This window comes from Nostoc sp. JL31 (genome assembly GCF_017114965.1).
GTDB classification, from domain to species: Bacteria; Cyanobacteriota; Cyanobacteriia; order Cyanobacteriales; family Nostocaceae; genus Nostoc; species Nostoc punctiforme_A.
The window spans coordinates 1-18,796 of record NZ_JABXKO010000050.1 but is presented as its reverse complement, the minus strand read 5'-3'; the positions used below and the strand labels follow the sequence as shown (position 1 = coordinate 18,796).

General features: G+C 43.5%; 18 protein-coding genes. 5 read left to right on the top strand and 13 right to left on the bottom strand.

Translation table 11 applies throughout. The features are described from left to right. Positions 1 to 81: 81 nt before the first annotated feature. Both HWQ43_RS13010 and HWQ43_RS13005 read right to left on the bottom strand, forming a co-directional pair. Positions 82 to 384 carry a hypothetical protein gene (locus HWQ43_RS13010; protein ID WP_292733942.1) on the bottom strand — a complete coding sequence of 101 codons (303 nt, stop codon included), beginning with the start codon at positions 382 to 384 and terminating at the stop codon, positions 82 to 84. A gap of 67 nt (positions 385 to 451) precedes the next feature. After that, positions 452 to 649, bottom strand: coding sequence for a hypothetical protein (locus HWQ43_RS13005; protein ID WP_292733939.1), 198 nt, complete (start codon positions 647 to 649; stop codon positions 452 to 454). A gap of 169 nt (positions 650 to 818) precedes the next feature. Between HWQ43_RS13005 and HWQ43_RS13000 the strand changes: the two genes are divergently transcribed. After that, on the top strand, positions 819 to 1,676 hold the full coding sequence (locus tag HWQ43_RS13000; protein WP_292733936.1) for a nucleotidyltransferase domain-containing protein: 858 nt from the start codon (positions 819 to 821) through the stop codon (positions 1,674 to 1,676). A 9-nt stretch (positions 1,677 to 1,685) separates the two neighbouring features. Here HWQ43_RS13000 and HWQ43_RS12995 read toward each other — a convergent pair whose 3' ends face one another. Continuing rightward, on the bottom strand, positions 1,686 to 2,234 hold the full coding sequence (locus HWQ43_RS12995; protein ID WP_292733933.1) for a hypothetical protein: 549 nt from the start codon (positions 2,232 to 2,234) through the stop codon (positions 1,686 to 1,688). Between the two features lie 316 nt (positions 2,235 to 2,550). Between HWQ43_RS12995 and HWQ43_RS12990 the strand changes: the two genes are divergently transcribed. Further along, entirely contained in the window at positions 2,551 to 3,540 is a 990-nt protein-coding gene (locus HWQ43_RS12990; RefSeq protein ID WP_292733930.1) for an adenosine kinase, read from the top strand. A 76-nt stretch (positions 3,541 to 3,616) separates the two neighbouring features. Next, positions 3,617 to 3,796, top strand: a complete 180-nt coding sequence (locus tag HWQ43_RS12985) for a hypothetical protein (RefSeq protein ID WP_292733927.1) — start codon at positions 3,617 to 3,619, stop codon at positions 3,794 to 3,796. 114 nt (positions 3,797 to 3,910) lie between these two features. Here the strand turns inward: HWQ43_RS12985 and HWQ43_RS12980 are convergent, their stop codons facing one another. From HWQ43_RS12980 to HWQ43_RS12935, 10 genes are all read right to left on the bottom strand, one after another. Further along, the gene (locus HWQ43_RS12980; protein ID WP_292733924.1) at positions 3,911 to 7,021 is read right to left on the bottom strand and encodes an efflux RND transporter permease subunit; all 3,111 of its coding nucleotides are present in this window, start codon (positions 7,019 to 7,021) and stop codon (positions 3,911 to 3,913) included. A 73-nt stretch (positions 7,022 to 7,094) separates the two neighbouring features. After that, positions 7,095 to 7,220, bottom strand: coding sequence for a hypothetical protein (locus HWQ43_RS12975; protein WP_292733921.1), 126 nt, complete (start codon positions 7,218 to 7,220; stop codon positions 7,095 to 7,097). An 11-nt stretch (positions 7,221 to 7,231) separates the two neighbouring features. Further along, positions 7,232 to 7,441 (bottom strand): DUF5615 family PIN-like protein, encoded by a 210-nt coding sequence (locus HWQ43_RS12970; protein WP_292733918.1) that lies wholly within the window; start codon positions 7,439 to 7,441, stop codon positions 7,232 to 7,234. 15 nt (positions 7,442 to 7,456) lie between these two features. Next, complete coding sequence (locus tag HWQ43_RS12965; RefSeq protein ID WP_292733915.1) at positions 7,457 to 7,780, bottom strand: DUF433 domain-containing protein; 324 nt, start codon at positions 7,778 to 7,780, stop codon at positions 7,457 to 7,459. 158 nt (positions 7,781 to 7,938) lie between these two features. Continuing rightward, positions 7,939 to 11,061 (bottom strand): efflux RND transporter permease subunit, encoded by a 3,123-nt coding sequence (locus tag HWQ43_RS12960; protein ID WP_292733912.1) that lies wholly within the window; start codon positions 11,059 to 11,061, stop codon positions 7,939 to 7,941. After that, a complete protein-coding gene (locus HWQ43_RS12955; protein WP_292733909.1) occupies positions 11,058 to 12,674 on the bottom strand; it encodes an efflux RND transporter periplasmic adaptor subunit in 1,617 nt (538 codons plus the stop codon). The genes HWQ43_RS12960 and HWQ43_RS12955 overlap by 4 nt, the downstream gene beginning before the upstream one ends. Before the next feature lie 59 nt (positions 12,675 to 12,733). Further along, positions 12,734 to 13,705, bottom strand: a complete 972-nt coding sequence (locus tag HWQ43_RS12950; RefSeq protein ID WP_292733906.1) for an RNA polymerase sigma factor, RpoD/SigA family — start codon at positions 13,703 to 13,705, stop codon at positions 12,734 to 12,736. 20 nt (positions 13,706 to 13,725) lie between these two features. Beyond that, positions 13,726 to 14,634, bottom strand: coding sequence for a hypothetical protein (locus HWQ43_RS12945; protein ID WP_292733903.1), 909 nt, complete (start codon positions 14,632 to 14,634; stop codon positions 13,726 to 13,728). 45 nt (positions 14,635 to 14,679) lie between these two features. Then, a complete protein-coding gene (locus HWQ43_RS12940; protein ID WP_292733900.1) occupies positions 14,680 to 15,960 on the bottom strand; it encodes a S41 family peptidase in 1,281 nt (426 codons plus the stop codon). A 114-nt stretch (positions 15,961 to 16,074) separates the two neighbouring features. Continuing rightward, complete coding sequence (locus HWQ43_RS12935; RefSeq protein WP_292733897.1) at positions 16,075 to 16,560, bottom strand: hypothetical protein; 486 nt, start codon at positions 16,558 to 16,560, stop codon at positions 16,075 to 16,077. Positions 16,561 to 16,759: 199 nt separating this feature from the next. On the opposite strand from HWQ43_RS12935, the gene HWQ43_RS12930 reads away from it, so the two are divergent. Both HWQ43_RS12930 and HWQ43_RS12925 read left to right on the top strand, forming a co-directional pair. Beyond that, positions 16,760 to 17,980, top strand: coding sequence for a sensor histidine kinase (locus HWQ43_RS12930; protein WP_292733894.1), 1,221 nt, complete (start codon positions 16,760 to 16,762; stop codon positions 17,978 to 17,980). 1 nt (position 17,981) lies between these two features. Further along, positions 17,982 to 18,629, top strand: coding sequence for a response regulator transcription factor (locus HWQ43_RS12925; RefSeq protein ID WP_292733891.1), 648 nt, complete (start codon positions 17,982 to 17,984; stop codon positions 18,627 to 18,629). Positions 18,630 to 18,796: the final 167 nt, after the last annotated feature.

The window sequence follows — 18,796 nt, the reverse complement described above, 5'->3', positions numbered from 1 at the left end:
GGCAGCGATCTGAGGGAGAATTTAATGCAATTAAGGGGAGTATAAAAGAGCTTCAAGGGTTCCTGCACCGCACAAACGACTTTAAGATCCGGGAATAACTATGCAACTCGATTGGCGGTAAATCTCCAGCCACTCGGCTAAAGGCACGAACACCTCTGACTTTTTATCTTTGTCCCACATCCACCACCCACCAGCTAACCCACTGTAGAAGTTGAAATCAGCAATTTCTCTGCATGTCAGGTCATCCGAGCATTCCCTGACCTTTTTCCATAGCAGAAATTCTAGCCCAGAACACCATCTGGCTGACCACATTCCTTCTGAGAAACTGGTCATCATCTCCCAAACCATTTGTTTTGGATCTTCTGCGATCGTTAATTCATTCATGTCTTGTGGGGATTCGTCTCAAAGCTCCCGGATGTGGGGTGAGTGGTTGCTATGAAGGGCAACCGCGTTATTCATTCCAATCAACCAGCACCTCATTCACAATCACAACCCCCCACTGCGGAAACTTTGCCAGCAGTTTCTTGATTGCGATCACCAGCATCGGATCGTCATTCCAGTACGAGAGCAAGAAGTCAAAAGCCGGATTCTGCCCCGAATTCGCCGCAACTTTCAGTTTCTGCATACGTTCTGGTCGCAGATTTGACAAAAGCAACTATCGCCTCATGCGACCATTTTTCAGTGCTGGGGACAGGCGCGGCTCAGAAATTATAGTTTCATAATGACAGTGAGTCCAAACGAATCAATCGCATTATCGATTTAAGTAGCGATGCCTTTAAAATATAAAATGACAGCGATAGGAATGTAACAATCGCTCTATGAATCAGGAATCACCTCAATTCATCAACCATATTGTTTCAAGTTTGCGGTCAATTGAGGGAATTACAGCCATCTCATTGGGCGGTTCACGGGCACGGGGCAACCACACCAATAATTCAGATGTGGATTTGGGAATTTATTATAATTCAGAAAACCCGCCCGATTTAATTGCTCTAAATCGCCTCGCCTGTGAGCTTGATGATAACCATCGGGTAAATTTGATTACTGCGATTGGTGAATGGGGAAAATGGATTAACGGCGGCGGTTGGCTACAAGTTCAAGGTGTAGGTGTAGATTTTCTCTATCGCGATTTGGCGAAGGTCAATCGTGTGATTGATGATTGCCATGCTGGACAAATTACTATTGATTATCAACCAGGACATCCTCATGGTTTTGTATCCTCGATTTATATGGGCGAAATTGCTATTTGTCAGGTACTTCACGACCCGGATGGTGCTTTAGAAGCTTTGAAGCTCAACACAAAGCCTTATCCAGTTGGGCTGAAACAGGCAACTATTGATACTTTCGCCTGGGAGATCAGTTTCTCGCTGGTGGTTGCTTCTAAGGCGATTGCACGCGATGATGTTGTTTACGCAGCAGGTTGTTGTTTCCGCAGTGTGGCGTGTATGAATCAGGTTTTATTTGCCCTCAATGAAGATTACCTGTTGAATGAAAAAGGTGCGGTGGCAATCGCAAGTACGTTTGCTATTTGCCCTATCGACTATCAGCAAAGGGTTGAGCAAGCGTTTGCGCTTTTAGCTGCTTCTTCAAAATCGATAACTGAGGCGATTGCGATTCTTGAAGCGATTGAGGATGATTTGAGTCACTGGTATGGGAATCGGCGATTAGCGATGTAATTTTTCTTGTCATCTGACTTTAGTAACCTTACTACTATTCAAAGGAAACCGCCGAATCATCTCCTGCAACGCCACAACCTCACCCAAGGCGCATATACACATATTCCCCCAACATTGCAATTGCAATCCTCTGTTGCCTTGCCTATTTAAACAAAGCTTTCGCATCCGATTTGGACTTGACCTGTGCTGCCTCCGGCTTTCTTTTCTCCTTACAAGCAGCCACAAATATAGCTTCCGGTGACTTAACCCCAATCCACGTTCGGATTGCCTCTTTGAGATAAGCGATTTTATAAGCCTTAAGAGATTTGTTAGTGTCGTTCCTGAGTAGTATTGAATATCAGGAGAATGAGTAACTTTATCTACAACGAAACCAATTTTCATTCCAGATGTATAGGTGACTCCGGAACGGGTAGTTTGTTCAATGCGAATTTCATACTTAACAGGTTGCCCTGGTTGAAGCCAAGAATCAAAGCGATCGCCCAAATTGATCTGATAAGCATCGGCCCAGTGAGGATAGGGTCGATGTGGAACAAGTGGGTAAGACATCTTGCTAGACATCGCTGAAGTTGAAAATAATTCATTTTGTGCAAGGGACGCGGCGGAAAAAGTGCCTTCTCTTCGAGACGCGCAAAGGACATGGTACAGGGCGATTGCGCGTCTCGTAGTTGATGCTTTATAACTGTTGAAATGCTTTCTAAATATAGATTTTCGCATTTTCTGATCCCTTTTTTTTGATTTCTTTGTAAGAAATTTGGGAAAAGACCTTAAAAAGATGCGAGTCCACGAAATTATGACCAAGTAACTCTTATCTGTTGCCTATCTGTTATTATCAGTTCTGTTCAAGTCAGACAGAAATTATTCTCGGAGATAAACAATGGGCAAGAAATATGATGTTTATGGTGTAGGTAATGCCTTAGTAGATATAGAATACGAAGTATCTCCAGAGTTACTACAAGAGCTAAAGATTGATAAAGGTGTAATGACACTGCTAGATGAAGACAGTCAAAATCATATTTTGGAAAATCTTAAAAATCTTCATTGCCATAAGAGTTGTGGAGGTTCAGCAGCAAACACAATAGTGGCGATTAGTCAACTAGGAGGAAAAGCTTTTTATTCCTGCAAAGTGGCTAATGATGAATTTGGAGACTTTTACATCGAAGATTTACTCAACTCTCAGGTAGATACCAACTTAAAAAATGGCGGCCGCCAATCAGGAATTACAGGTAAATGTTTAGTTTTAGTAACTCCCGATGCAGATCGCACCATGAATACATTTTTGGGAATTACTGAAAAGTTTTCTACACAAGAATTAGTATCATCAGCAATCGTTGATTCAGAATATATATATATCGAAGGATATTTAGTGACTTCTCCCACAGCAAAAGAAGCAGCTATAAAGGCTAGAGAAATAGCTGAAAAAGCGGGAGTAAAAACTACCATGTCCCTATCTGATTACAACATGGTAAAATTTTTTAAAGATGGTTTATTAGACATCATTGGTCCTGGTTTAGACTTGATTTTTGCTAATGAAAGTGAAGCATTAGAACTAGCAGACACACAAGATTTTCAAGTAGCTGTAGACAAACTAAAAACCCTGAGTAAGAAATTTGCCATTACTCGCGGTGCCAAGGGTTCAGTTGTATTTGATGGTCAGAAATTAATCGAAATCACTGCACCTCAAGTAAAAGCTGTAGATACAGTAGGAGCAGGAGATATGTATGCAGGAGCTTTCCTCTATGGAATTACCCAAGGTATGAGCTATGAAGAAGCCGGAAAATTGGCATCGACCGCAGCTTCTAAGATTGTTACATCCTATGGGCCAAGATTAAAAACTGAGGAATTAAAGGCATTAGTTACTGCTTAACTCGACTTTATCCAAAATTAAGAACTCGCTTTCTTTATCCGGCAAAAACCCTAGCTTTTTGGCAAATACTTTTTCCATGTCACAGATTATCGATGAAGTTAAAAAACTAAAACTACTGCCATACAAAGGTTTCAGCTTAAGCGATCGCGTTGTGAAAAAAATGGATAAAGTCGAGCTAACATTCAGTGTATTTATGAGCGCTGCTTTTTATGCTGCTTGGAAGTTAAAATGTCAACACAAGCAACCTATTTTTTGAAAGCTTGTGTTGGCGAAAAAATCAACACAAGCTAGCTCCCGCCAATAACTACAGTGCCTGTAGCAAAGTTTCTATAGCTTTCTGTTTTTGAGGATCTGCTCCTTCGTCAAGTCTTCATTTGACTTCAATAGGACTATTTGAGGTTTGTATACTAAGCTTTTTCCGCAATGTTTCCATATAAATGTAAAACACTGGAGTTAGATAGAGAGTCAATATCTGAGAAAACAGCAATCCACCAACGATCGCAATCCCCAAAGGACGACGCGCTTCTGAACCGACTCCCGTTCCCAGAGCAATAGGGAGTGTCCCAATTAAAGCTGCCATCGTCGTCATCATAATCGGGCGGAAGCGAATCAAGCAAGCGGCATAAATGGCATCAAAGGAATTTTTACCTTCCTTTCGTTGGGCAACAATTGCAAAATCCACCAGCATAATCCCGTTTTTCTTGACGATGCCTACTAGTAGGATGATGCCGATGAAAGAGTAAAGGTTTAAATCAACCTGGAAAATTAGCAGTGTCAGTAATGCACCAAAACCCGCCGAAGGCAAACCGGAAAGAATAGTAATCGGGTGAATGAAATCCTCATAGAGGATACCGAGAATTAGATAGATTACTAAAATAGACACCAACAACAGCACACCTAAATCATTGAAAGACTGTTGAAATGTCTGTGCTGAACCCTGAAAGCTGGTGGTAATTGTTGAGGGTAGCACCTCACTGGCTGCTTGCTTAATGGCTTCTGTGGCCTGACTTAGAGACGTTCCTGGGAGCGTGTCAAAAGAGATTGTTGAAGAGGGGAGTTGAGCAACGTGAGTGACAGTCAGGGGACCGACACCCTGGGTGATATTAGCGATCGCACTCAGAGGAACAAGTTTCCCGGTACTCGATTGCACATAGAGCATCGATAGGGCAGTGGGATCTCGTTGAAACTCCGGTTTTACTTCTAAGATTACATAAAATTGGTCATTTGGAGTATAAATAGTTGAAACCTGGCTAGAACCATAAGCAGCACTGAGAGTTTGTTCAACTTGTTGGGCGCTAATGCCAAGGGTTGCAGCTTTGTTATGGTCAAATTTGACTTGGATTTGGGGAGTGCTGAGTTGTAAATCGGTGTCAACGTTCTGGAGTCCTGGTAGGGTTTTGATTTTATCTACAAGTTTAGGAACGTATTGGCGCAAGTCTTGCAGATTTAAACTCTGCAATGTGAACTGATAAGTAGAATTAGTTTGTTGTCCACCGATGGGAATAGCTGGTGGAGAGCGGAGGAATGTCTTAATCCCAGTTGTCCGCCTTAACTTGGGGGTTAGCTCTTGAATAATTTCGTCGGCGCTCAGTTGACGTTGAGAACGTGGCTTGAGCCGAATTGTAATTCGCCCAGAGTTGACGGAGGCATTAGGGCCGCTTGCACCCACAATTGAATCAACCGCTTCAATATTGGGATCTTGACGAATAATGTCAACAACCTTTTGCTGGTGACGACGCATATCATCAAAAGAAATATCTTGTGCTGCTTTCGTATTCCCCATAAGTTGTCCGGTGTCTTCGGTGGGAATAAAGCCTTTGGGAACGATGACGAACAAATAGACAGTCATTACCAGCAAAATGCCAGAACCGATGAGTGTCATCAGGCGGTATTTTAAGATCGGCTTGAGCGTCCAATCATATCCTTGCAGTAGTAAATCAAATGCTCGTTCTGAGACTCGATACACCAAATTTGGTCTTTGTTGATGGGATGAACTTAAGAAACGACTGCATAACATTGGGGTGAGACTGAGGGAAACAAAACCCGAAACCAAAATTGCCACAGCGATCGTCACGGCAAATTCATGAAATAATTTACCGATTATTCCACTCATAAACATGATGGGGATGAACACCGCCACCAGGGAGAGAGTCATGGACAAAATGGTGAAGCTGATTTCCCTCGATCCCTTTAATGCCGCGTCTAGGGGAGATTCGCCCATTTCCCGATAACGGACGATATTTTCCAACACCACGATCGCATCATCCACCACAAAGCCCACAGAAAGGGTCAATGCCATGAGGGAGAGATTGTCTAGGGAGAAGCCCGACAGATACATCGCCGCAAAAGTGCCAATGATCGCTATAGGTAAGGCTAAACTGGGTATCAGCGTCGCAGTTGTATCACGTAAGAATAAGAAAATTACTAAGACAACTAGACAAACCGAGAGAACCAAGGTAAATTTTACATCACTGACAGAGGCTCGAATTGTTTGGGAGCGATCGTACATAATTCCCATCTCAATGGATTTGGGAACTTGTTCGCGGAGTGTAGGTAAGAGTTTCTGGATGGCATCAACGATATTTACAGTATTAGCACCAGGCTGTGGCTGTACAGCAAGAACAACCGAATGGCGGTTTGTCACTTTCTGATCGCTATACAAATTTGAGACTTTGACGTTTTGTTCGCTGTCAATCACCTGTCCCAAATCCTGGAGTCGCACAGGCGCACCATTTTTGTAGGTTACAATCAACTGGCGATAGCTGGCAGCGTCGGTAAGTTGACCGTTCGCCTGAATTGTATAACTTTTATAAGTGCCAGACAGACTACCTGTTGGTAAATTGACATTTCCTTGTTGGATGGCAGTTTTTACCTGATTTAGACCAATTCCCCTTGATGCCAACTCTCGCGGGTCAACCTGAACCCGGACTGCATATTGCTGTTGACCAAAAACCTGTACCTGAGCAACACCATCAATCATCGAGATGGGCTGACCAACTGTTACCTCTGCGTATTCATCTACTGTCGAGATTGGCTGTGTCTCAGAATACATATAGAGGAAGAGAACTGGTGAGACAGAGGGGTTGACTTTGCGGTAAGTGGGCGGGTGAGGCATTCCGGCGGGTAGTTGTCCGGCGGCAGCGGAGATGGCTGCCTGCACATCTTTGGCGGCATCTTCCACTCTGCGGCTAAAGTCAAATTGTAAGGAAATGTTGGTGCTACCAGTTGAACTGGTGGAATTGAATGAATTGAGTCCGGCAATTTCGGTAAACTGTCTTTCTAGGGGTGCGGCGACCGAAGATGCCATTGTTTCTGGGGTGGCACCTGGGAGACTAGCAGAGACAGATATAAAAGGATATTCAACGTTGGGTAGGGCACTGATGGGTAATAGTACATAACTCATCAGACCGAAGATGAGAATACCGATCATCACCAAGGTGGTCATGACTGGACGACGGATGAAGGGTTCTGAAAGGTTCATGGGTTTTGTTATCCCAGAAATGTGGATTTTGGCTACTGATTTTTGACCTAACTGAACGGTATTGGTTTATATTTCATAAGGGCAAATATAGGACAATCCCTTTCCACTCCAACTGATCGCTGTAATTAACCAGCAGCAGCAATTCGTCAATTGCTTGTCTAATTGGCATCCGATCATTGACTACGAACAAACCCAACATTTGCTCTCCCTTTAACAATCGCTCGTAAGCGAAATCTGGCATCGTTGCCCGGTCGTGAGGACTATGCGATCGCTTGCTGCTGCCCAATTTAAGATTGCTGGGTCATCTACCTCCTGCAAACCAACATCCTGAACGCGAAGTAAGTCAAGATTCGGTTGACGCAGAAATAGTCCTCGCACAATATCGCCATTGAAATTCTCATCGCTCAATAACTTCAGCATTGACATTTTTTAAAATTATTGCTGGGCTAATAAGCGAGAACGAATTAGGCTCAAATCAGGTTGAACATTTGACAGATGCTGATGAACAGATTCAGCTAATTGTTCGCGTTGTTCGAGGTATAATTCCACAGCATCTCGATGTCGGAGGTAGTAACCAATTGTCAGGTATACATCAGATAATGACAAGGATGAGTAACGCCCAACAATAGATTCAGGGGATGCACCATCTTGAAAGCTACGAATTACCAGTTCTAGCAAAACCCTTGTATTACCTACCCGAATTGCACCTGTTGCATCTTCACTTAAGGGAGGAATTTCTTGTTCTAGTGCTAAAGTCATAGTGTAATTATTCCAAAAACGCTAATATCTAAATTTTAGTGTGGTGCTATTTCGTAATTAGTAATTGATAATTACTAATTATTTTAATCTGTAGCCTTACTTTGCAGAATTGATGCTAAATCGAGTAGGTCTGAAAGACTAATATTGCTTGTTAAACATCACGATCGCCCCCCTGTAAATGAGAACACCCGCCGGAACTTAACTTCATTGAGCTTCTTCCGCCACGATTCCATATAAATATAGAACACGGGTGTTAAATACAAGGTCAATATCTGAGAAAACACCAGTCCGCCCACAACTGCAATCCCTAGAGGACGGCGGGATTCGGAACCAGCCCCAAATCCGATCGCTATGGGTAAGGTTCCCATTAATGCTGCCATCGTCGTCATCATAATTGGACGGAAGCGCACCAAACAGGCTTGATAAATTGCCTCAGACGGTTTTTTCAATTCTTCTCGCTGGGCAACAATTGCAAAATCCACCATCATGATCCCGTTTTTCTTAACGATGCCCACTAAGAGAATTATGCCGATAAAGGAATAAACATTGAGTTCGACATGGAATATTATCAGCGTTAACAATGCCCCAAAACCTGCTGACGGCAAACCGGAAAGAATCGTAATTGGGTGAATGAAATCTTCGTAGAGAACACCCAGAATCAGATAAATTACGAGGATGGCGATCGCTAACAGTAAACCCAAACTCGGCAGTGAACTTTGAAATACCTGGCTTGCACCCTGAAAACTGGTGCTAATACTGGCAGGAATTACCCGATCGATCAGTTTTTGAATCTCTTCGTTGGCATTTCCCAAGGAGACACCGGGGGCGAGGTTAAAGGAAATGGTGGCGGCGTTCATCCGACCGTTATGATTGACCATTAACGGGCCGACTCCCTGAGATAGTTTGGCGAATGTCTTCAGAGGAACTGCCACTCCAGTGCTGGAGTTAACATACAATGTCAAAAGAGCGTTGATATCCTCCTGATACTGTGGTGCTAATTCCAAAATTACCTGATACTCATTGGTCGCTGCATAGATGGTTGACACTTGGTAGGAACCGTAGGCACTTCTGAGGGTATTTTCGATTTGCTCGGCAGTGATGCCATAAGTTGAGGCTTTATCGCGGTCAATGTCAATTTGAATCTGGGAAGCAAATTGTAAATCGCTGTTGACATCCTGGAGTTCTGTCATCTCCTTCATCTTGACAACAAGTTGGGGAACATACTCCTGTAAGGGTTTGACATCAGAACTCTGGAGTGCAACTTGATAAAGTCCTGTGCTTTGTTGAGCGCCAATGGGAATCGCAGGAGGATTTTGTAAGAATACTTGGATGCCTGGAACTGTGGCGAGTTTGGTTCGCAAATTTTGCACGATTTCGTCAGCACTAAGCTGGCGCTGCGATCGCGGTTTTAACCGAATAAACAAACTACCAGAATTAGCTGCAACTGCTGCTCCACCGCCACTAGCACTGGCTCCTGCCCCAATATTGGAGTTGACTGCATCTACATTTGGATCTTGGCGGATCAGGTTAGCAACTGTCTGCTGATGTTGGACAAGATTATCGAAGGACGCATCTTCGGCTGCTTGGGTAATGCCTGTAATTTGTCCGGTATCTTCGCTAGGAATAAAGCCTTTGGGAACTATCACCAACAACCCAACTGTCACCGCCAATAGAAAGACAGATAAAATCATTGTGGTGCGATGATATTTTAAAACTTTTTTCAGACTCCAATCGTACAGACCCAGGAAGCGATCAAATACATATTCGGAAGCTTGATATAAGCGACTTTGATTAGCATGATCTACAGGACGCAGAAAACGGCTGCACAACATCGGAGTCAGAGTCAAAGACACAAAACCAGATACCAGAATTGCAACTGCGATCGTCACAGCAAATTCATGAAATAATCGTCCCAGTACTTCACTCATGAACAACATGGGGATGAAGACTGCAACCAAAGAAAGGGTCATCGACAGAATTGTAAAACCAATTTCTCTCGACCCATTCAACGCCGCTTCTAAGGGACGCTCCCCCATTTCCATGTGACGGACGATATTTTCCAACATGACGATCGCATCATCCACGACGAAGCCCACTGAAAGGGTCAACGCCATCAGTGATAGGTTATCTAGTGAGTATTGCAGCAAATACATCACTGCAAAAGTACCAATTAGCGAAACGGGTAACGCCAAACTGGGAATCACCGTCGCCGAGAGGTTTCGCAAAAAGATGAAAATTACTAAGATAACTAGAGCGATCGTCAAAATCAAGGTAAATCTGACATCATCCACCGAATCTCGAATTGACTGAGACGCATCATACAGAATCCCAATTTCCACGGATTTTGGAATCTGGTCTCGCAAATTCGGAAGCAATTTTTTAATAGTGTCTACGACTTCTACCGTATTGGTTCCAGGCTGCCTTTGAATGGTGAGAATAATGGCGCGGGTGTTGTTGTACCAACTTGCTACCTTGTCATTTTCTACACTGTCAACAATCCTACCCAGTTGATTGAGATAGATGGGCATTCCATCTTTGTAAGAGACAATCAACTGGCGATAAGCAGCCGCATCTTCGAGTTGACCGTTAGTTTGAACTGTAAAATTCTTATGATTTCCAGAAAGACTGCCGGTGGGCAAATTGACGTTACCTTGTTGAATCGCCGTCGCCACCTGATCTAACCCAATTTGCCGCGCTGCCAATTGTTGCGGATCGAGTTGAATTCGAGCCGCATACTTTTGCGAACCGTAGACAGCTACCTGTGCCACCCCATTGATTGTAGATAGCTTTTGCGCCAAATAAGTCTCGGCATAATTGTCTACCTGGGAAAGGGGTAGTGTGGGAGAGTCTAAGTAAAGGTAGAGAATCGGTTGATCGGCGGGGTTAACCTTGCTGTAGGTGGGAGGATTGGGTAAATCAGTTGCAATTTGCCCCGATGCTCCTGATATCGCGGCTTGCACATCCTGCGCCGCATCATCAATGTTCCGACTCAAGTTAAATTGCAGGGTAATTTGAGTCTGTCCCAGAGTGCTGGTTGAGTTGAGCGAATCGAGTCCCGCAATACTGGAAAATTGCTTTTCTAAGGGACGGGCAACTGATGCTGCCATCGTTTCCGGGCTGGCTCCCGGTCGGGAAGCACTTACCTGAATTGTAGGATAATCCACACTTGGTAAATCGCTTATGGGCAGCAGGCGATAACTCATAAAACCGAAGATCAAAATCGCCGTCATCACCAAAGTCGTCATGATTGGGCGGCGAATAAATGGTTCTGAAAGGTTCATGATTCACCTCCGCCTGACTTCGGGGATTCTCCCCCCTGTTCCCTGTTCCCTGCCCCCTTTCCTCTTCTAGACTTCTCTGCACTTGAGTCATTGCCCGCTGTTTTGATGCGGATTTTGCTACCCGAAACAAGGTTCGCTTGACCATCAGTGACAATTTTATCGCCTGGTTGCGGCCCTTTCTGAATCACATCTAGCCCCTCAATGGTGCTGCTAACTGTAACTGGAACATTTTCGACTGTCATGTCTGGCTTAACTACAAACACAAACTGTCCATCGGGGCCATTCTGCACGGCTTGGGAGGGAACAACCGTTGCATTCGGTTCTTCGGTCAGCGTTAGCGTTGCGTTTACAAATTGACCAGGAAACAAGTTTCCTTGAGCGTTGTCAAATTGGCCAATCAGTTGAATTGTTCCCGTGGTGTTATCAACCGTATTATTGACAGATGTCAAAACACCTGGTGTCGAATGACCTTGACTATTGGGGAATGTCACATCTACCTTCAGCTTGCCATTTTGCATATACTTTTGCACCTGGGGTAGATTTGTTTCGGGAATGGAAAAAGCAACTTCAATCGGGCGAATTTGGGTGATGGTAACAAGTGGAGTCGAACTGCTAGTCGTACCAGCCGTACTGTTGGTTTGCAGGGCATTTCCCTGAGTCAGCGAAGCACTGCTGTTAGCTTGCACTACATTCCCCTGAGTCACCGAAACATTCCCCGCACGACCATCAATTGGCGCATAGATTTTGGAGTAAGACAATTGCACTTTGGCATTGTCTAATGCTCCTTGGTCGGAAGTGACAACGGCTTGAGCATTAACGATCGCAGCTTGATCCCCTTTGACAACTGCGCCGGCATTAGTCAGCGCCACGCGATCGCTTTTCAAAACTGCTTCAGCATTAGCGATCGCTTCTCGATCTGCTTGCAGAGTTGCTATAGCCGATTTGCTGTTAGAAACGTATTGCTGTGCTTGATCTAAACTAATCGCGCCCTTTTTGTACAATGCACTATAGCGATCGCTCTGTCCCTGAGCAAATTCTGCTTGGGCTTGATCCTTAGCCAAATTCGCCTGGGCTTGTCGCACCAAGGCTTGGTCTTTAATTAAAGTCGCCCTAGCTTGGTCTACCTGACCCAAGTCTCTGGCTAATGCATCTCTGGCTTGCTGTACCGAAGCTTGGTCTTTGGCAACAGTTCCTTCAGCTTGCTGGATTGCAGCAGTTTGCGATCGGTCATCCAGGGTAAACAAAAGTTGTCCCTTTTTCACATCTTGACCTTTCTTAAAATAAACCCCAATAATCCGTCCGCTAGCTTCGGGCGTAATCGATACCGTAGAACCCGATTGCACATTCCCGATCGCCTGCAATTGCACCGGAACCGTTTTTTGTGTCACCATTGCCACGGTTACAGGTGTGACTTGCTGCTTATTACGCCTAGATTTTTCAGTTTTGTCTGACTTGGCTGCACCTGTATGGATACCAAAAATACCCAGCCCAGCCAGCAACAGCACGCCCAAAATGACCAAACGAATCTTTTTCTTTTTTGGCGATCGCGGTAACTTCGGCTCTATACTGTTCTCGTTTTCAGTCAAACTCTCACTAGTAATTTCATGGTTCATCAGAACCTCCACTGGATTTTAGTTTATTAAAAACAGAATTCTGCCTTTTGAATTCTTTTTCAATAATTACTTAACTGCTGCTGTAAAAGTTTGAGAGCTTGTTTTTCTATCTGCCGGACTCGTTCTCGACTAATACCCAGACGTTGACCAATCTGTTCTAGAGAAAGTTCTTCTCCGTCTGTCAACCCAAAGTGCAAAATTAATATTTCTTGTTGTTGGCGAGACAAATTTGATAATAAACTTTCAACCTCCTGATTGAGAGATTCCTCTGTAGCATAGCTATTATAAGAATACCTATAATCTTCTATTAAGTCTTGTAATCTTAAATCTTTTTCTGAGCTAACTCGAATATCGAGAGAGATCGTTTGACGAGCCAAAAGCAGAAATTCTCGAATCTGACTAGGTTTTAAAGAAAGTGCATTAGCAATTTCTGTACTGGTGGGAATACGACCTAGTGTTTGAGATAGCTCTCGCTGAACACGCTTAATTTTGTTTAATTTTTCATTGATGTGAATGGGTAATCGAATCGCGCGTCCTTGCTGGGCGATCGCTCTGGTAATTCCTTGACGAATCCACCAGTAAACGTAGGTTGAAAACCTGTATCCTAAAGCCGGATTGAATTTCTCAACCCCTCTTTCCAAACCTAATGTACCTTCTTGAATTAAGTCCATCAGTTCTAAGTTACGTCTCTGATATTGCTTGGCAATTGATACCACCAGCCGCAGATTAGCCGTCATCATTTTCTGCTTGGCTTTTTTCCCTTGATTTAGCTGCTGAAGTAGTTCCTGTTCGCTTAACTGCATCTGGTTAGCCCATTCTGACAGCGTGGGTGTACGCTTTAATTCAACAGCCAGTTTTTCTGATTCAGCAAGTATTATCATCATCTGCTGAATTTCTTGGGCAAAAATAATTTCTTGCTCCTGGGTTAACAGAGGTATCCTGCCAATTTCTTTCAGATAAGCACGGATTGTATCAGTTGTAGCTTTGTTTGTGTTACTAGCTTTAGTATCTGAGAATGTTAAGTTACTCATAGTGAGTTAGTCTCTGCCTATTAATTAGGGTCTTTTGGATTAGGAAAAAATCGCAGATAGTGACTCGAAGAACCATAAAGATTTTTATAAAAAAACCAGGTATCAAGCACTAGCTCTAAAAGAGCAATCAACACCCAAATTGCTAGAGAAACAATTACAGGTAAACTGAGATCCGGAAACTTCCTTTGCAAATCGATAATGCCAAATAACAGCAAAAACAGGAGAGAGACTCCTAGAAGAAATGACAACTTAACGATCGCGAGAATAAAACGGCTGATCTCCAGGATGCGATTGTAAAGTCTGGAAAATCCCTCCAAGATTTCTTCCATATTATTGATGACAAGTAAAATTTGTTGTCGGTGTAAATGGGTAGCTAATGAGCATTCTGGCTGCACTTGCGCCCATTCATCTTCATTCTTGAAATTATCTAAAAGCTTTTCTACAGGTAGCATCTGGGGACTATTTGCCCAGATTGGAAAATCCTTTAAATGCAAGGGAACTAAATAGTTAATCAGTGCTATTAGAGTTTGATCCAAATTACTGAGTTCGGTGGGAAGAGACTGAGTTAGACGAATGAGTTGGTCAATCTGGATCTGAAGTGTATAGTAATCTTCATGCCGTCTTTGAGCGATTAACTGACTAGTAAAGGTGAGGAAAACAATTAATACCCCCAATAAAGCAGCTAACGATTGGGATACAGCAGAAAAGAATTCAATTGCCACCTGTTTAGGCACTGTCAACCAAGGGGCGTTTTCCCGCATCGCAAAAAGCAGGGTAGCAACAAATACAACTCCGACGATCGCTAGCTGATGGTGGGTAACAGTAGTTATTACTGTCCGCACTAAAGCAGTATTACTCAGTTTAACCAAGGTTTGCAAACCTGGAACTGGTTCACACATTTGAAGTCGTTGGGGTTTGCGGGTTGACATGATTGAAAGTGACGATGGTAGATATTGTCAAAAGTATCCGTATACTTATTTCTCACCCTGCAAACTCACACTATTGGCCCCGGACTGAATCAATTTGCTCAAGTCGGCAACGGCGCTAGCATACTGAGGATCGGCTAATGTCCCCAAGGTTTGGTTTTCTACTAATGCTTTCTGTTGTGCCTCGCTTAACTCCACGTTAATATCTGGTGCAATGCCGACATGATTGATATCTCGACCTTTCGGTGTGTAGTATTTGGCGATCGTTAGTTTCAGCCCCGAACCATCATCCAGTGGCTCTACGGCTTGAACTAAACCTTTCCCGAAGGTACGAGTCCCGACTAACGTGGCGCGATTATCATCTTGCAGCGCTCCTGACAGAATCTCGCTGGCGCTGGCAGATCCCTTATCGACTAGTATCACTAAAGGTTTGTTGGTGAGAGGATGTCCCGACGCATTATAGCTATCTTTAACTTGATCTCGATTTACCAAAGACACGATCGCTCCTTCCTTTAACCACATACTGGCAATTTGCAAACTCGCATCCAGCAGTCCACCTGGATCGGAACGCAGATCCAAAACATAGCCCTGCACCTGTTGTTTTTCTAATGCTTCAATTGCCCGATGCATTTGGGCGGGTGCCGTTTGCGTAAACTCTGGTAAACGAATGTAACCAATCTTACCCACTGCCGTTGTTTGGGTGTTGTAAGTTACAGGGTGGATGGCAATATTGGCGCGGGTAAGTCGGAAAGCTTGGGATTGGCTACCCCGTTTAATCGTGAGTACTACTTTGGTTCCCACCGGGCCCACAATCCGCTTAACGGCATCCTCTATTTTCATTCCCTGAGTTATTTGACCGTTAATTTGGACAATAAAATCACCCGACAAAATACCCGCTTTAAAAGCAGGCGTTCCTTCAATTGGGGCAACAACAGTTAAAGCTTTAGTCTTTTCATTCTCTGCCAGTTCCAGCCCTACACCACTGAGGTTGCCAGAAATATCGCTATTTAGGGCTTTAAATTCCTGGGGATCGTAAAACTCCGTGTAGCGATCGCCTAATTTAGCCACCATTTCTTGAATTGCACCATAAGCCTGTTTCTTAGAACTATAGGAGCGGCTAAGATACTGCTGTCGAATTGCTTTCCAATCTTGATGGTTGAAGTTGGCATCAACATAATTTTTATCTAGGATTTGCCACACTTCATCTACTAGCTTTTGAGGGGTAGCTTGAGTTTTACCTAAAACTTTAGAAGTGTAGAGACTAGTTCCTGTCAGGATTGTGGCAATAACGGCGAGTTCTATCCTGACGATCAATTTTTGCTTGAACATACTTTAACTATTAAAGAATAATACAGATAGAATTCATTCTGTAGCTTGTTTTTCGGAAAGGGTATTCTGACTCCCGAATTCTGTTTGAGAAAACTACTAGGAATTATCTTGAGATTACCCTTTACGGCGGGGATAGGCAGTCTTAAAAATATCCTGAATTTTAGTCTTTTGTTCAGCCGTGAGATTCAGACTAAACACTGCTTTCCGCATTTTTTCACCTTGTTGCAATTTCGCTGACAATTCCTTCACTTGATCTGGAGTCAGAACTGCCTCAACTTGCTGGCGAATTGCTTCGCGCTTCTGGGCGCGTTCCGGCGTATTCGCTCTAGGAGAGCTTGGTGCAGAAGTGTTGGTATCAGACACCTTTGTCCCAGAGTTGTCACCTTGAGACACATCGGGAGACTTAGAACTGGTGCAACCTGTGATTCCTCCAACGAGGATAGTTGCAAATAAAAGAGTTGGTAAAATTATCTGTTTTTTAATCATTGACTTCTCTGGTTTTTGTTGTGTGTAATACGGGTGCTTATCTGAGAGAATGTTTAAAAAGTCGCTATTTGGCTTACACCAGCTAATCTTAAAAGTTGGGATAGATTTGTGCATGAGCTAGAATTCCTAACCTGACCAGTAAAAAAGTACTCAAGTTATTGTGACTTTTTTCCTAATTTAGGAATGCTTAATCAGTCGGAACGGCTCTATTCATACTAGACAGAGATTCGTTATATAGGAAGAAGAGTTTCATTCTAAAATTGTGAAAATACCTATGGTTTTGTTAAAAAGGCCATTGAGTTGGAACAGTTCTATGGTTCTCTTGACCTACCCATCGTTTCGTCTGTTGCTTTACCTAGAGTGGCTGTTATTAGCCACGGCAGTGTTTATGGAAGTTGTGCTGCCGTTTGAGTTGTCCTGGTCGTTGCTGTTACGAGTTGTTGCGATCGCAACTTTCAGTTTGATGGGTTTTAGACTACCGATGGTGAAGCTGGAAACAAAATTATTTTATACAGCCCTCGAATTCGGTTTAATTTTGCTACCAACAACTCAACATAGCTTATCTAGTCGCTCCGTTTTCCTGCTGTGTCTAGTACTGGTGATGCGGAGTTGTCTAATATTCAAGCGATCGGGACAGTTGCTTGTCTTGGGTTTATCTCTGCTTACTTATGGAACACTGGTTTTATCAAGACCGATTGTACCTGATAAGTTTATGAGAGAAAAGCTGATCGCTATGTCTTTGGATTGGCGATTAAGTAATATCTTATTGTTTAGCTTGACGTTAGTATTCGCTTTATTGTTAATCAATGCCCTGCTTGCAGAGCGCCAAAGTCGAGAGCAGTTAGAAATTGCCCATCTGCAATTAGAGATCACCAATCAACAACTGTGTCAGTATGCGCTACGGATTGAAGATCAGGCAACCTTGCAGGAACGCAATCGAATTGCCCGCGAAATTCATGATGGGTTAGGACACACTCTAGTTGCCCAAACTATTCAGATTAACAACACCCTGTTATTCTGGGAATCAAATAATGACAAAGCATTAACATTTCTCAAACAGGCAAAGGAATTGGGGGCTGAGGCGCTGCTAGAAATTCGGCGATCGCTTTCTCTTTTACGTTCAAATCCTTTGCAAGGGCAATCTCTCAAATCAGCTATTGAAAAGCTGCTGACAGATTTTCACCAAACCACAGGTATTGAACCATCCTGTAAAATTAACGTGCCGCACACTTTACCAACAGAAGTAAACACTGCATTATACCGTATTGTGCAAGAATCGCTGACAAATATTTGCAAACACGCTCAGGCGACAAGTGTCACTGTTGGACTACTGGCTCACGCTGGGATGATTCATCTGTCAATCGAAGATAATGGAAAAGGATTTAACCCCACTCAAAATACAACCGGATTTGGGCTACAAGGGATGCGAGAACGGGCGGTTGCACTGGGCGCTCAGTTGAATCTCCAGAGTCAACTAGGAACAGGTTGCTGTATTTCTGTTTGTTTGCCACTATCAAAGCTGTTGGTGTTTTAGTATGATTCAGATTTTATTAGTTGACGATCAGCATCTTATTCGTCAGGGACTTAAGAGTATGCTTGAGTCGAATGCAGAGATTCAGGTAATCGGTGAGGCGGAGAATGGGCAACGGGCACTCGAACAAATTCCCGCACTACAACCTGATATCGTGCTAATGGATGTTCGGATGCCCGTCATGGATGGAGTTGCCACAACAAAAGCGATCGCTCAACAATATCCTGACATTAAGGTTCTCGTCCTCACCACTTTTGATGATGACGAGTATGTTTTCCAGGCGATGCAGGTGGGTGCAAGGGGCTATTTGCTCAAGGATACCGAACCTGAAGAACTAATGTTGGCAATTCGAGCCGTCTATAAGGGACAAACTCTACTAGGTCCAGGATTGTTTGAGAAAGCACTCATGCCGATTGCCGTACCTATGCCATCCGTGGAACCCCCTCCAGAATTGGCGCAACTTACACCCAGAGAATTAGATGTGTTGCGGTTAATTGCTTCTGGAGCTAATAACCGTGAAATTGCTGAATCCCTGTTTCTTTCAGAAAACACTGTTAAAAATTATGTTACCAATATTCTGAGTCGCTTAAGTTTGCGCGATCGCACTCAAGCCGCTTTGTTTGCCCATTCGTTGTTTAGTGGACTTAAATAAAGAGATTTTTAACTCTCAATTTATCGGTAATTTAATATATTGAAAACACGCCCTACTACTAGAAGGCAGCAGAACTCTTTGTCATTTGTCATTCGTCATTCGTCATTCGTAACCCACATTCCGCAGGTGCACTCGTAAATGCTGTATTTTTGAAAATGACGTAAATG

What these genes read in the sequence shown, in the direction of transcription:
- HWQ43_RS13010 (WP_292733942.1), bottom strand. Translation starts at nt 384, where the DNA reads ATGAATGAATTAACGATCGCAGAAGATCCAAAACAAATGGTTTGGGAG.
- HWQ43_RS13000 (WP_292733936.1), top strand. Translation starts at nt 819, where the DNA reads ATGAATCAGGAATCACCTCAATTCATCAACCATATTGTTTCAAGTTTG.
- HWQ43_RS12995 (WP_292733933.1), bottom strand. Translation starts at nt 2,234, where the DNA reads ATGTCTAGCAAGATGTCTTACCCACTTGTTCCACATCGACCCTATCCT.
- HWQ43_RS12990 (WP_292733930.1), top strand. Translation starts at nt 2,551, where the DNA reads ATGGGCAAGAAATATGATGTTTATGGTGTAGGTAATGCCTTAGTAGAT.
- HWQ43_RS12985 (WP_292733927.1), top strand. Translation starts at nt 3,617, where the DNA reads ATGTCACAGATTATCGATGAAGTTAAAAAACTAAAACTACTGCCATAC.
- HWQ43_RS12980 (WP_292733924.1), bottom strand. Translation starts at nt 7,021, where the DNA reads ATGAACCTTTCAGAACCCTTCATCCGTCGTCCAGTCATGACCACCTTG.
- HWQ43_RS12975 (WP_292733921.1), bottom strand. Translation starts at nt 7,220, where the DNA reads ATGTTGGGTTTGTTCGTAGTCAATGATCGGATGCCAATTAGACAAGCA.
- HWQ43_RS12970 (WP_292733918.1), bottom strand. Translation starts at nt 7,441, where the DNA reads ATGCTGAAGTTATTGAGCGATGAGAATTTCAATGGCGATATTGTGCGA.
- HWQ43_RS12965 (WP_292733915.1), bottom strand. Translation starts at nt 7,780, where the DNA reads ATGACTTTAGCACTAGAACAAGAAATTCCTCCCTTAAGTGAAGATGCA.
- HWQ43_RS12960 (WP_292733912.1), bottom strand. Translation starts at nt 11,061, where the DNA reads ATGAACCTTTCAGAACCATTTATTCGCCGCCCAATCATGACGACTTTG.
- HWQ43_RS12955 (WP_292733909.1), bottom strand. Translation starts at nt 12,674, where the DNA reads ATGAACCATGAAATTACTAGTGAGAGTTTGACTGAAAACGAGAACAGT.
- HWQ43_RS12950 (WP_292733906.1), bottom strand. Translation starts at nt 13,705, where the DNA reads ATGAGTAACTTAACATTCTCAGATACTAAAGCTAGTAACACAAACAAA.
- HWQ43_RS12945 (WP_292733903.1), bottom strand. Translation starts at nt 14,634, where the DNA reads ATGTCAACCCGCAAACCCCAACGACTTCAAATGTGTGAACCAGTTCCA.
- HWQ43_RS12940 (WP_292733900.1), bottom strand. Translation starts at nt 15,960, where the DNA reads ATGTTCAAGCAAAAATTGATCGTCAGGATAGAACTCGCCGTTATTGCC.
- HWQ43_RS12935 (WP_292733897.1), bottom strand. Translation starts at nt 16,560, where the DNA reads ATGCACAAATCTATCCCAACTTTTAAGATTAGCTGGTGTAAGCCAAAT.
- HWQ43_RS12930 (WP_292733894.1), top strand. Translation starts at nt 16,760, where the DNA reads ATGGTTCTCTTGACCTACCCATCGTTTCGTCTGTTGCTTTACCTAGAG.
- HWQ43_RS12925 (WP_292733891.1), top strand. Translation starts at nt 17,982, where the DNA reads ATGATTCAGATTTTATTAGTTGACGATCAGCATCTTATTCGTCAGGGA.